This is a genomic window from Fibrobacter sp. UWB2 (assembly GCF_002210425.1).
Taxonomy (GTDB): Bacteria; Fibrobacterota; Fibrobacteria; order Fibrobacterales; family Fibrobacteraceae; genus Fibrobacter; species Fibrobacter elongatus.
In genome coordinates, this window is record NZ_MWQK01000005.1 from 99,582 (window position 1) to 113,157 (window position 13,576).

The following is a 13,576-nucleotide window of genomic DNA, read 5'->3' on the forward strand; positions in this document are numbered from 1 at the left end:
TAAATCCTCTAGTGAGTGAAATTCCGGGGCAAAGGCGCCCCGAGAAAAGCAGAGTAAATTTAGATGATTTTTCGCAAGGGTTCAAGGGTAAAAAGGTGTAATTTTTGAAAAAAGTAGTATTTTAGCGGTTTAAACATTCTATTAATTGATAGAATTATATTAATTAGTATAGTAAATTAAAAGATTTTCCTTACTGTCTACTTTTCTCCTTGCGCATGGAGGCGAGCGCCTTGGACTTGCGGCGGGCGGTTTCCTGGAGGTTCACAGCCACATCAAATTCATCGACGATTTCGCGACCGAGGATTTCTTCGAGCACGTCTTCGAGACTCACGATGCCCGCAATCGCTCCAAACTCGTCAACAACACCCACCATGTGTCCGCGCTGTTTGAGGAATCGCAACAACAACTTGTCAGTCATAAGGCTATCCGGCACAAGCTGCATCGGGCGCATGAGCTGGCGGAGTTTCACATCGCGGTGGCCTTCGGCAAGCTGGTTGTATGCATCGCGGCGGAGCACAATCCCAATCCAATTGTCCTTTTTACCATCGTAAAGCGGCACACGCGAAAACGGCCAGTTGCCGCGCTCGTCAAGAGTCTCTCCAATCGTACTGTCGGCAGGGAGCGTAAACACGACCTGTCGCGGCGTCATCACGCGGCGCACCGGGAGCGACTTGAGCGAAAGGATGTTCTTGATGACAAGAGCCTGCTGGCGGTCAATCACATCTTCGCGAAGCCCGAGACTCACAAGGCTGTTAATGTCCTCGATGCTCACGTCCTTCTTTTCTTTGTCTTCGTGCGTCCAGTGCTTGGTCAGCGTGAGGCAAAGCCAGATGATTCCCGTCCAGCTGAGGATTTTCGTGATATAATAAAACGGCACAGCCACAAGCGGCGCACAGACTTTCGCCTGCTTCACACCGAGCGTCTTGGGAGTGATTTCGCCAAAGAGCAAAATGAGAATCGTGAGTATCACCGGCAAGAGCATCGCCGCCGAAGGCGACAAGCGCTTCACCGCCAAGGCTGTCGCCAAGGACGCGCCCACCGTATTTGCAACCGTATTCACCACAAGCACCGAAGCAATGTAGCGGTCAATGTTATCCTTCACATGCTTCAGGTAACGCGCGGTAAATTTCTTTTGTCGCTCCAGGACTTCCACCGTTGAAGGCGGGACGCTGTAGAACGAAGCTTCGGTCACAGAGCAGAACGCCGAAGCACCAAGACAAGCAAGAACAGTAATTACAATTTCGAACATATTTTCGCGCCTCCGGCGCATTTACTAAAGACCATCAATTAAAGTCGGCTCTATCGCCCAGAACTGGGTGCGTTCCATATCACGAATAAAGTCACCAAACGATTTCGTATTCACAAACGGCACCACAAAAGAATCCTCTGTATTCAACTGCATCAGTTCAATTTCCGTAGATTTCGGGATATCGGCAAGTTTGCGGACTTCATCAAGAGCGTCGTCAAATCCGCCCAAGCTATGCACAAGCCCCGCCTCTTTAGCCTTCCAACCGACCATCACGCGGCCACCGCCATAGACGGAATCGACCACAGCTTGGTCAATCCCAGTCGCCTGCGAAACAACACCCGTAAAGCGATTGTAGAAGTCGTCCATATATTCCTGGAGCGCCGCTTTTTCAGTATCCGTCCACGGGCGTGCAAACGAGCGAGCATCCGAATAATCATTTGTCTTCACAGGCTCATTGCGCAGTCCGACTTTCTGCATCAAGCCAGACGCATCAATCTTACCACCATAAATTCCAATACTTCCCACAATGGCAAAAGGTTCTGCAATTATCTTGTCTGCACCACACGCAATGTAATAGGCACCCGACGTTCCCGAGCTCCCGATACTTGCGACAATCGGGATGTCAAAACGCTTCAAGTTCTTGAGCGCACCCCAGATTTTGTCGGACGCAATGGCGCTACCACCCGGCGAACTAATCCGCACAAGCAAAGCCTTCACGCCCATACCAGGCAGCCTGCGCAAGTTATCAAGCACAGATTCTTCCATGCGAGAATCAATCGTTCCGTTAATGTTCAACAGCGCCACTTTTGTGCGATGATTCCAGCTTTCGTCAAAGATTTTGGTATTTGACGGAGCCCACGTTCTAAAGCCTGCATAAGGCGCATCAAATCCAAAGAACGTTTTTAACGCGTACGCAGGCACCTGGTCGATGTAAAGCAGCGTATCAGCAAGGCCTACCTTCTTGGCGCCAATCGCAGTAATCACAGGCTTTTGCGCAAGTTCATCCAGCTTTTCGGCATTGATAGTCGCAGTCCCTGATTTTAAGCGCCCGGCAAGATGCATACGGACAAGTTCCCAAATGTCTTTGTAAAGCGTTTCAATGTTTTCACGGGCGTTCACCGACATGGAATCAGCCGTGTAAGGCTCCACCGCCGACTTGTACGCACCATGACGCAAAAACTCGACCTTGATACCTAGTTTGTCCAAAAGCCCCTTGTAGAAAGTAATTCCACCACCAAGCCCAAGCCATGTAAAATGGGCCGATGGCTCCACAACAATGCGGTCTACATTTGCAGCAGCCATCAACACCGATGGACGAACATCATCCATATATGCAATCACAAGGCCGCCACGAGCCTTAAGTTTTTTCACGTAACGGTTGATTTCTTCAGAAATCGCCAAATTGCCGTTATAGCCCGAGAAGTCAAGAACGACAAGGCCAGCCGCCGGGTCACGCAACAAGTGTTCGAATAAATTGCGCAACTTCATAAGTCCAATAGAAGACGGCGCAAAGAACAAGAACTTCTTTTCGACTTCGGAAACTTCCATATTGAGCGGCACACGCACAATCTGCGCCGAGCGCGATGCCCTCGGATTGCGAGCCGCATGGAAACCAACGCTACCGCCCTTCGGCAAATAATCGTCAAACATTTTGACAGAAGCATCGACATAGCCACCCAACGAAGCGGACAACGTCAGCGAATATTCGTCATCGCCACCATATAGCGGCACCTTAAAGCCAAAACGGAAACCGACGAGAGAAAGCTCCAGAAGCAAGCGGTGCTCTTTCCAATTTTCCACATCGTAACTAGCGCTTAAGAAATCTCCCATGCGAAGAGTCGCCCCCGCATTATGGACACGCTTCATCGACGCAGGGCCAAGATACAGTAAGTTATCGCAAGAATAGCCCAGCGAAAGCATGCGGAAAGGACGAATCAAGATACCCGGAGAATACGTCCACTCCGTCCCCTTGAAATCCGCACTGCGGAAGGCCGTAATTCGCCCACCCCAGAACACGCTCCGGTCAAAAAGCGGAAAACCGTGCGTCAAGTTCCAACGGGACTCATCCATCCCCTCGCCATTAAAACGGTATTCAAAGCCCGCCCCGATACGATCCAGGTTGCCGCCAACGCGGAATTCCGTAATGCCGTCATCGTACTGGTACGAAGCAAGCGCCCCCCTGGAATCGAGAGCCGAAAGCCCCGCCGGATTCCCGAAAATGCCGTGTGCCCCCTCGAGCGAAACAAAGCTGGATTCGCCAGGAAGATAGGCAAAAGCCGACGCGGCCATTGCAAATAGCGATATAACAAGTTTTTTCATCAATGATATAATAGAAAAATTGCTATTTTGCTTCACGAGTGTAGGAACAATTTTAACATAGTGGTGGTTATATGGCTGCATCTTCGAAAAAAGAAGAAACGGACCTTTTTGACTTGTTGAAGGATCTAGCGAAAAACTGGAAGATCATGATTCCGTGTCTGATCGTATCCGCAATTATCGGCGTATTCGTCGCCATGTGGATTAGGCCAATTTATCAGGTCGACGCCCTGCTTCAGATTGAATCCAAGAATAACAAAAGCATGGGCATGACAGGCGGACTCAGCAGCCTTTTTGCAACAACAAGCCCCGCAGAAACAGAAATTGAACTCATCGGAAGCCGTCAGATCATTGGCGAAGCCGTCGAAAAGATGCATTTGCAGTATGTCGCCATACCGACCAACAAACTTGACCGCCTAATGCACCGCGAAGGCCGCATGGAACTCAGTCTATTTGAATTTCCATGGAAAACCATTCCAAAAGAAAAAAGAAAAGGCTCGTGGACAACGGAAGCGCTTGACAGCACAACTCAATACAACCTGTATGACAACAAAAAACAGAAAGTTTTATCGGGGATTGTCGGCAAGACGTATCATGTACCATATTTAAGCGATACACTTACTTTTAGAATTGAACGAATGGAAGCTGCCCCTGGCCAAAAATTTAAAATAGGCAAGATGGAGCGCCTTGACGCAATCGAAGCATTCAAGGGCGCCTTTAATATTAAAGAAAGAGGTAAAAAAACTGGGATACTTGAATTCAGTTATCAAGACATCTATCCTGATCGAGCCACTAAAGTCCTTAATGAAATCGCAACTTCCTATTTAAGGCAAAACGTCGAACAGCGCAATGCAGAAGCACAAAAAACGCTAGAATTTTTGGAAAAGCAACTCCCCATTGTCAAAGCACAAATGGATAGCACGTTGCTCAAGTACAACACGTACCGCAATAAGGTCGGTTCTGTAGACATTTATGCAGAAACAAAACTTGTTTTGGAAAAGCGCAATAAGCTACAACAAAGTTTACTAGAACTCCAACAAAAGAAACAAAGCGCTATTCGCTTGTTCCAACCAGAGCATCCGACAATCAAGACTCTTGAAGAACAAGAAAACAACCTAAAACGCGAATTGGCCAACAACACTGCGGCAACAAAAAAACTTCCGAACACCCAACAGGAAGTGCTTAAGTTGACAAACGAAGTAGACATGAGCAAGTTGATGTACACAACAATGCTCAACAACATCCAGCAGCTCAAGCTCGTATCTGCAGGTGAGGTCGGTTCCGTTCGAATCATCGACTTTGCAGAAGAAGTTTTTCGCCCCATAAAGCCGAAAAAAAGCTTAATCGTATGTATAGCACTATTCCTAGGATTCCTTATCGGCGCAAGCATTTCGACTCTTAAAAGCAAAATCAGCAACGGAGTCCGTGACGCCCACTTTATCGAAAGAGAAACTGGCTATAGCGTCTATGCCAAGGTTCCCAAAGGCAATCCCAAGGGCACCAAAGGAACTCGACCGCTTGCAGTCGTCGAACCCGACGATGTCGCGGTCGAATCGCTCCGCACATTACGCAGCTCACTCGAATTCAGCATGGACGAGAGTTCGAATTCAATCATCGGAGTCAGCGGTCTTATCCCCGGTGTAGGCAAGAGCTTTGTTTCAGTAAACCTCGCCGCTCTTTATGCTGGCCTCGGAAAGAAGGTTCTTCTCATCGACGCAGACCTTCGCAAGGGACGTCTCCACAAGGAATTTGGCATCAAGCGTGGCAAGGGTCTTTCCCAGATTCTCTTGCACACAGCAACGGCTGAAGAAGTGATTAGCTCAACGGAAGTCGAAAACCTTGACATAATTCCTTGCGGAATGGTTCCAAGCAACCCGTCCGAGCTCCTTGGTTCTAAGCGCTATAGCGAATTGATTGAAGAACTCAAGAGCAAGTATGACTTAATCATCGTTGACACGCCGCCAATCATGCTCGTGACAGACGCTGCTCTTGCTTGCCGAGTTGCCGCACAAATCGTTATGGTCATCGAATATAACAAGCACAGCATTGAAGCCATCCAGGATGGTATGAAGCAATTGCTCAAGGGTAATACATCCGCTCATGCAAGCTTTGTTATCAACAAGTACGAGCACGGCCACAACGATGGATACGGCTATAAATACGGGAAGTATTAACTTACACCCAACATTAAATATCAAACTTATAGATAAATCCCACAGACACCCGAGTAAATTGGGTTTTCCAACTTGTTGGAGACGAGATTTCACAATCAACAATCAAATCGTCTTTGGCAATAGAAAACCCAGCACTTAGTCGGCGTTCTACCATTCTATACTCAGGAACATTCTTGAAACCTAAAACAAAGCTCGTCCCTTTTACGGCGGGAGTTCGCATCCTAACTAAATAGCCCAAAAAGTTTCCCATTTCACTATCATAGAAAGGCTGTAACATCATCTCTAAATTTATCCCCTGATCCAATCCTACGACAACGAATGCCCTTGTTCCTAAATCCCAGAAAGACTGATCATATTTCACGCCCCCATAAATCCAATAAAGTCCTTTAAGATATCTCCCCCCATACCATTGATAGAAAGACCCTATTCGGATGTACTGTTGTTTCAAATTTATCAGCATATCAGGGTCATTCATCAAAATAGAATGTTTTACATACACGCCAATCTTTTCATTAAATTCCAGCCCTAGAATAATATTTCTTGTATTAGGCATGCCAACAAAAAACTCTGTACTAGCAAAAGCCAGTCCTACTAAAAACAAAATCAGCCGAACGCAATTTTTCATATTTCACCACCTATTATACGGCTCAACAATTCATAGCCTTCTTGACTTGGATGCAATCCATCCGAAAACAAATCATTATTAATGCTATATCCTTCTCGCAAAAAATAAGGGAATGCATTTATATACTTGTAATCCACACCTGCAGTATCAAGAAATCTTCTTATTCGATTATTTAATATTTCAATTTGTTCATTCACAAGAGTCGGTTGCCGACCATCCTCATTGCGAGGCAAAACAGATACAGCAATAAAAGGAGTCGCTTTCAATCGGTGAACCAACCCACCATAATATTTAAAGAAATAATTATAAAACGAATCCTCTAAAGGTTTTTCATCAGCATTAGAGGCAATATTATTAGTTCCGATTAATACAACCGTCTTTTTTCCGATACAATCGTCAATATTCCATTTTTCGATATTCTCTATTCTCGTTCCACTCACACCATGTTTCACAATATTTTTGTCAGGGAAATAATACTCTAAATCCCATAAAAAAGTTATTGAATCACCAATAAAACAAATTTCTGAGGATTCAGCGGTATTAACACACGAAGTCAATTCGCCCAAACAAAAGATTAATACGCAAAAGATGACTTTTTCTATATTTTTTCTCATCTTGTTTCCAGGGAACAAATATGCCTAATATTAGAATTTTTTGGCTCGACTCTGTAAAATTCATCTGCATTATGTTCGTCATGCTATCCCATCTAGATAGCAGAACTTTTATACAATACCTTTTTTATGATCCGTTCTTCTTAACTTGCTTTTTCTTTGCTTCAGGTTTTGCCTACAAACATCAAAATAATTTTAAGACCTTTGTTTACAAGAAATTTCGAGGTCTTTTCATTCCTTGGTTCGTTTTCAGCAATATAAACATACTATTATCACATTTGATTTCGTTCAATTCTCATGAAGACATCACAAAAGAATTCATTTTAAATCTAGTTCAACTTAGAGGCCACGGCGATGGCGTCTGGTTTGTTGCAGCCCTATTCATAGCGTTTATTCCATTCTACTACTTCATTCAATACCACCAAAATTCAAGAAGTCCCCATAAAACAGGAAAGCTTCTTTTTGCATCTTTCATTCTATCTCTAGCGAGCGTATTGTTTGAGAAATATGCCGACCCCCAAATATTCCCATGGAATGAGGCAGTTCTTCCTTGGCATGTTGAATACATTTTTCAAGCAAATTTCTTCATGATTCTAGGTTACTTATATAAAGCTCATAATTTTGATGAACGTTTTGCATCGTTGTTTCGACCAGCTCCATTACTATTGGGTTGGAGCTTTTATATTGCCATCATATACATTCCCTACTACGCCCATTGCAGTATTGCATCCACAGCAAGAATCCTTGTAAGTTATGCAATCAGTTTATTAGGTTGCATTCTAATCATAGGCACGTCAAAAAAGATTCCCTATAACCGCTATGTAGCCTTTATAGGGCAAAATACTTTGATTTACTTTGCACTTCATGGAAAATGTTATTCTGTTTTGCAAACATTAGCCGACCGATTTTTTCACGATTATTACCAAACGATTTTGAACAATGAACTATACTCTTCACTATTTGCCATTGCATTGACATTATTACTTTCGTTAATTCTCATAATTCCCGCATTAATAATCAATAAATATTTCTACTTCATTATCGGAAGAAAGAAAGTTACATCAAAGAGTCAAGAAAAATGATACAGCATCAAGTACTTGTAATCGGAGGAATCCACCACAATATTCTAGGTGTTATCCGCAGTCTCGGCTTTGCCCGTATACCCGATATAAAAGTCATTTTGGTCGGCAAAGAACCCGATTTTGTTTCTCGTTCAAAATACATAAAAAAGAGAAATATTGTCAAGATTGCATCCGACAATCTTTTGCTGGAAGCCCTGTTTAAAATAGGCCGTGAGGCACAAGAAAAACCAATCGTCATTTGCTCAAGCGACACTAGTATCAGCATTATCGACCAGAACTACGATGAGCTCTCAAAATTTTTCATTTTACCGAACGCGCAAAACAAGCAGGGCGAAATAAACCGGCTAATGAGCAAGAGTGTACAATGCCAAATTGCTGAGCAATGCGGGTTAAACGTTCCACAATCAATTTGCACCAATGATGCAACCAATCTAGAAAAATGGAATATTTTCCCTTGCATCATCAAGCCCTCCGAAAGTATCAACGGCAGCAAAAGCAATATCAAAATTTGCCACACACCCGAAGAACTCGTATGCGCAACAAAAGAATTTAAAGGCAATGAATTCCAAATTCAGCAATTCATCGAGAAAGATTCCGAATTCCAGCTTATCGGGTGTTCCCTCAATCACGGGAAGGATGTCACTATCCCTGGATACACAAGCATCATCAGGCAACCGGACAACACCAATACAGGTTACCTGCAATACAAGGGCATCGATTCATTTATTTCAGATTCATTCTTGACAAAAGTGAAGAAGTTCCTACAAACAACTGGATACGAAGGCCTTTTCAGCGTTGAATTTTTGCGGGATAAAAAGGGGCAAGACTACTTCCTAGAAATAAACATGCGTAACGACGGGAACTCCTTCTGTGTTACTGTTGCCGGAATAAACCTACCCTGCCTTTGGTACCAAAACGGAACCGGGACTCAAGTCACTGGAGACACGTCAAAAGTCCGTCCTGTATACTTTATGCCGGAAATTGAGGATTTACGCGAAGCCGTCCACCAAAAGGTAGGCTTGTTCACTTGGTTGATGCAATTTTTAAAAACCGAAGCACACGCAGTTTTCTATTTTAGGGATCCTGCACCTTTCATATATAGGCTATTTGCAGAATTTAAAAGAATCTTCATAAAAAAATTAAAGCATTAGCATTTTTACGACAATGAAACTGAAGCAGATAAAAAGATTGCTGGAAGAATCCGAGTGGAAACTCGGAATCCTCTTGAATGGCTTTGATGACCTGAAAGAAAACCGAGTCAAATGGATTAGCAACGGCATCTATAAAAACAAGTGGTTCGCAGACCCGTTCATTCTCGACTTCGATGACAAACAAGTAAAACTACTTGTAGAAGAATTTGACTATTCAATCCATCGCGGACGTATCGCAAAACTTGTTATCGACCGAGAATCTTGGACCATAACCGACAGCAAGATCATTCTCGACCTAAAAACGCACCTTTCCTTCCCCATGATTTGGAGAGAAAACGAACACGTATACGTATGTCCCGAGAACTACCAATCCGGCGGATGGAACCTATACGAGTACAAGGAGTGCGCGAACTCACTAGAATTTATCAAACAAATCCTGCCCGAAAAGCTTACCGACGCGACAATTTTTAAGGATGGTACAGATTATTACGTGCTATCTACATATGAGCCAACACCGAACGGGAGCAAACTCACCCTCTGGAAATCGGACTCTTTATTCGGTGATTTCTCGAAAATAGAAGAAAAGTCATTCTCCGAAAATATAGCCAGGAACGCAGGAGCAATATTCAGCCACGAAGGTAAACTCCTCCGCCCTGCACAGGAATGCAACAAGTCTTACGGCCATGCAATTTCATTCCAAACCGTATCTATAAACAAAGGCCAATTTGAATTTCAAGAGGAATTCAGATACTATTCTACACACCCCAAATACCAGCGTGGCACCCATACGTTCAATACATACAAAGGGCTTGCCGTCATTGATGTACACAAATTGAGATTCTCTTTCTTGGGCGGGCTGTATGTCAGCTTTAAGAACCTTCTCGTGAAACTCCACCTGAAAAGACCTTTCGAGATTAAATAATGAACATAGCACACATCGTATGGGGGCTAGGCATTGGCGGCGTGGAGTCCATGTTGGTTGACATCGCCAACTATCAGGCGCAATCACACACAGTAAGCATCATCGTCATCAATGACAATATTGACCCGTCACTGTCAAGCAAGCTAGACTCTAGAATAAAGCTCTATCCGTGCAAGCGAAAAGTCGGTTCCAAAAACCCCTTGCCCATCATCCGCCTTAACCTGGACCTGTTCCAAATCAAGCCCGACGTCATCCACGTCCATATGGAGGGAATTGTCAAGCTAGTCCGCATTAAGCGCAAGGCAACCATCGTCCGTACCATACACAACATAACCAGCACACCGAACGAATATCCAAAATTCGACAAGCTTTTTGCCATCAGTAAGGCTGTGCAAAAAAGAACCAAGAACCAAGGCTTCGAATCAGAAGTCATTTACAATGGCATTCACTTCGACCAGATTAAAAACGACTCGCATACCCAAAGCACGCATTTACGCATTGTAAATGTCGGCCGTCTAGAAAACGACAAAGGTCAGAAAATTCTTATTGAAGCGGCAAAGATTCTAAAAGAACATGGTATAGATTTCTCTATTGACTTTATCGGAAACGGGAAAAACAAAAGCGAGCTCAAGGAACTCACTAATAAATACCATATAGAAAGCAATATCAACTTTCTTGGATTCCAATCTAGAACTTATGTTTACGAGAACCTATGCCATTACGATCTATACGTGCAACCATCCATTTTCGAGGGATTTGGGCTCACAATCGCAGAGGCAATTGCAGCGAAGGTGCCCGTGATAACAAGCGACCTGGAAGGTCCCATCGAGGTTATTGATGGCGGGCACTACGGGATTCCATTCCTATGCGGTAATGCAAATGATTTAGCCAATAAGATTATCCAATTCTACAACAATACAATCAACATAGACACAGACACAGCATGGCTCTATGCTCATGAGAATTTCAATATAGAAGCAACAGCACAAAAATATTTAGATGAATACGCTAAGCTTTTATTTTAGACTTAGCGATATTCAAAAGTTGCTCCATAGATTCCATGTGCAATAATTTGGCAATTCCCAAATACAACACCATACCCACAAGAATCCCTAAAATTAACAGAATTCCATAGTTTAAGTCCATTAAAGTCACTGAATAAGAAGCACCAGCCATCAAGAAAGACAATAGCATTGACGGTAAAATCAGTTTCACTTGTCCCAAAATTGACAAATCAATAAAGCTTTTTGTATATGTCATATTTAGCGTTGTCGCAACGACACCATAAATAGCACGCCCTGTACAAAGTCCTACAAGCCCAAAAGGAAGCGACAAAACCAATATAATCACCGCTATCGTCTTTTTAATAATTTCTAATTTAAGGACCAAATCAGAACGCCCCTTAACATACAACAAATTCAAATTAATACTACAAATCGGATCTAGCATTAACGCAAAACAAAGGATTTGCAGCAATAATACAGACGTCATCCATTTTTCCCCTAGCAATAATATAATGAGAGGTTTTGCAAGTGCTGCAAGCCCCATCATCAATGGGAAAACGACAAAACAAGAAATCTGTAAATATTTCACATAGATAGATCTCAATCGTTTGCAATCGTCTTGTAGCTGAGAGAGAATAGGGAATGTTACTCTTGATAAAATACCGGAAACATTTTGCGATGGAAAGTTTCCTAAAGATTCGGCTCTTGTATAAAAACCCAGATTACTTGCAGAATATTGTTTTCCAATTACAATATTATATAAATTGGAATAAATTGACGAAATAATACTAGCTACTAAAAGTTTAGACCCAAATCCAAAAAGTGACCGAAAAGATTCTTTGCTAAAAACGAAACTCGGAAACCATTTTAAACCAGCAACCAACAAAACAAAATTTAACAACGAATTACAAACAGCTTGGTAAACCAAGCTCCAGACGCCAAAGCCTTTATATGCAAGAACAATCCCAAGTATTCCAGAAAACAAAGCAGCACAAAAAGAAATCTTAGATTGTGTTTTAAAATCAACATTTCTTGTCAATCTTACTTTGTGGATCGTAAACAAGGCATTTATAATCAAAGTCACGGCAAACACCCTCATCACAGGTTGCAACTCAGGCATTTTATAAAAAGATGCAACAAAGGGAGCCACACAAAACAATACAAAAAAGATCAAAACGCTAATAGAAAAATTTACAAGAAAAGCAGTTCCATAATCCTTAGAAGAAGCTTTTTTTAAGCGAATCAGAGCATTTGAAAAGCCACAATCAATTAATGTCTGAGACACGCTCATAAATATTGAAAGCATGCCAATCATACCAAAATCTGACGGAGACAACAACCGAGCCAAAACAATTCCAATAAAGAATTGCACACCCTGCAAAGAGAACCGTTCTACAGCACTCCAAATAATCCCATGAATTGATTTCGAAGCTATTGATGACATTCTAATTTACGATTGAAAAAAATATGAATCAAACTTAGCCAATACTTTATTAAAAGCATAAGCTAATAATAAAGTAGCAAAAAAACAGAAAACAAAATAAAGATAAATATTGGTTTCATTCCAATGCATATACTTTCCAAAATTCATTGAAAGTCTTTGCAATATATATTCCAAAAACTTGACCACCAAACCAAGAAAGTATCTTACTTTTAACCCATACACGCATTGAAATCAGCAAAATCAGAACTACCATAGAGGCCATAGCTAGCTGACTATTTATATAAAAATTGCTAATAATACCTTTTTTCATTCCAATCAGCACAATAAGACTTAAAGCAAAAAAGAAGCCCCAAGCCAAATGATTCCTCACATTTATTTTATCCTTATATAAAGAAACAAAGCAACCTAAAGGAAACGACAAAACTGTATCAAACCAATATCCAGGTTTAAATCGAGAAACAACCACCACATATAAAAAGCATAATAAGCCTATTAAAATCAATGATTTAAACAAATCCCCTTTAAATATCAACAAACTTACATACCCGAACAGATAAACACAAATAATTGCAAAAATAAACCAATTTGAATTACCTATGGAATCCCACGCAATTAACGAAAGCAGCACTTTTATCACAGACAGGTTTTCAGGCATAAAAAAAACGTCATACAATAAAAAAAGCAATACTGCTAAATCAAAATGTAACAAGATCTTCAAAATTCTCTTTTTAGGGAACTCCTTAATATAAGAAATCCCTTTTTTCTTTACTGATTCAAAAATGCCATAACCTGAATAGAAAAGGAAGGGAAGCACCATTAATTGCCCTAGCCAATGACAATACTGCAACAAAAAAACATCATACCATTTTTCAAAAACAACATAGGAACAAAAATGAGAAAAGAAAATCGTAACAACAAAGAATCCCTTTATCGACTGAGTTTGTTCAACAGATAATGCATAATTTGAATTATCCCGAAAAACAGACATCGACATAAGA

At 42.0% G+C, this 13,576-nt stretch carries 11 protein-coding genes; 5 read left to right on the top strand and 6 right to left on the bottom strand.

Features of this window, described 5'->3' with window-relative positions:
* Positions 1-190: 190 nt before the first annotated feature.
* The gene (locus B7982_RS10665) at positions 191-1,249 is read right to left on the bottom strand and encodes a hemolysin family protein (protein WP_088660734.1); all 1,059 of its coding nucleotides are present in this window, start codon (positions 1,247-1,249) and stop codon (positions 191-193) included.
* Positions 1,250-1,273: 24 nt separating this feature from the next.
* Positions 1,274-3,568, bottom strand: a complete 2,295-nt coding sequence (gene sppA, locus B7982_RS10670) for a signal peptide peptidase SppA (RefSeq protein WP_088660735.1) — start codon at positions 3,566-3,568, stop codon at positions 1,274-1,276.
* Positions 3,569-3,639: 71 nt separating this feature from the next.
* Here sppA and B7982_RS10675 point away from each other — a divergent pair, with 71 nt between their 5' ends.
* Entirely contained in the window at positions 3,640-5,739 is a 2,100-nt protein-coding gene (locus B7982_RS10675; RefSeq protein ID WP_088660736.1) for a polysaccharide biosynthesis tyrosine autokinase, read from the top strand.
* Positions 5,740-5,752: 13 nt separating this feature from the next.
* Here the strand turns inward: B7982_RS10675 and B7982_RS10680 are convergent, their stop codons facing one another.
* Both B7982_RS10680 and B7982_RS10685 read right to left on the bottom strand, forming a co-directional pair.
* Positions 5,753-6,364: a hypothetical protein gene (locus B7982_RS10680; RefSeq protein WP_088660737.1), complete on the bottom strand. Its 612-nt coding sequence runs from the start codon at positions 6,362-6,364 to the stop codon at positions 5,753-5,755.
* Positions 6,361-6,978, bottom strand: a complete 618-nt coding sequence (locus B7982_RS10685) for a GDSL-type esterase/lipase family protein (RefSeq protein ID WP_088660738.1) — start codon at positions 6,976-6,978, stop codon at positions 6,361-6,363. The genes B7982_RS10680 and B7982_RS10685 overlap by 4 nt, the downstream gene beginning before the upstream one ends.
* A 20-nt stretch (positions 6,979-6,998) precedes the next feature.
* On the opposite strand from B7982_RS10685, the gene B7982_RS10690 reads away from it, so the two are divergent.
* The 4 genes from B7982_RS10690 to B7982_RS10705 are packed head-to-tail and all read left to right on the top strand — an operon-like array spanning position 6,999 to position 11,155.
* Complete coding sequence (locus B7982_RS10690; RefSeq protein WP_088660739.1) at positions 6,999-8,057, top strand: acyltransferase family protein; 1,059 nt, start codon at positions 6,999-7,001, stop codon at positions 8,055-8,057.
* Positions 8,054-9,208: an ATP-grasp domain-containing protein gene (locus tag B7982_RS10695; protein ID WP_088660740.1), complete on the top strand. Its 1,155-nt coding sequence runs from the start codon at positions 8,054-8,056 to the stop codon at positions 9,206-9,208. The genes B7982_RS10690 and B7982_RS10695 overlap by 4 nt, the downstream gene beginning before the upstream one ends.
* A gap of 13 nt (positions 9,209-9,221) precedes the next feature.
* Positions 9,222-10,130 (top strand): hypothetical protein, encoded by a 909-nt coding sequence (locus tag B7982_RS10700; RefSeq protein WP_088660741.1) that lies wholly within the window; start codon positions 9,222-9,224, stop codon positions 10,128-10,130.
* Entirely contained in the window at positions 10,130-11,155 is a 1,026-nt protein-coding gene (locus B7982_RS10705; protein ID WP_088660742.1) for a glycosyltransferase, read from the top strand. Before B7982_RS10700 ends, B7982_RS10705 begins: the two co-directional genes overlap by 1 nt.
* On the opposite strand, the gene B7982_RS10710 is transcribed toward B7982_RS10705, so the two are convergent.
* Both B7982_RS10710 and B7982_RS10715 read right to left on the bottom strand, forming a co-directional pair.
* The gene (locus B7982_RS10710; RefSeq protein ID WP_088660743.1) at positions 11,139-12,578 is read right to left on the bottom strand and encodes a lipopolysaccharide biosynthesis protein; all 1,440 of its coding nucleotides are present in this window, start codon (positions 12,576-12,578) and stop codon (positions 11,139-11,141) included. The two genes, B7982_RS10705 and B7982_RS10710, sit on opposite strands and share 17 nt — an antisense overlap.
* A 115-nt stretch (positions 12,579-12,693) precedes the next feature.
* Positions 12,694-13,572 carry a hypothetical protein gene (locus tag B7982_RS10715; RefSeq protein WP_158213003.1) on the bottom strand — a complete coding sequence of 293 codons (879 nt, stop codon included), beginning with the start codon at positions 13,570-13,572 and terminating at the stop codon, positions 12,694-12,696.
* Between the last annotated feature and the right edge of the window lie 4 nt (positions 13,573-13,576).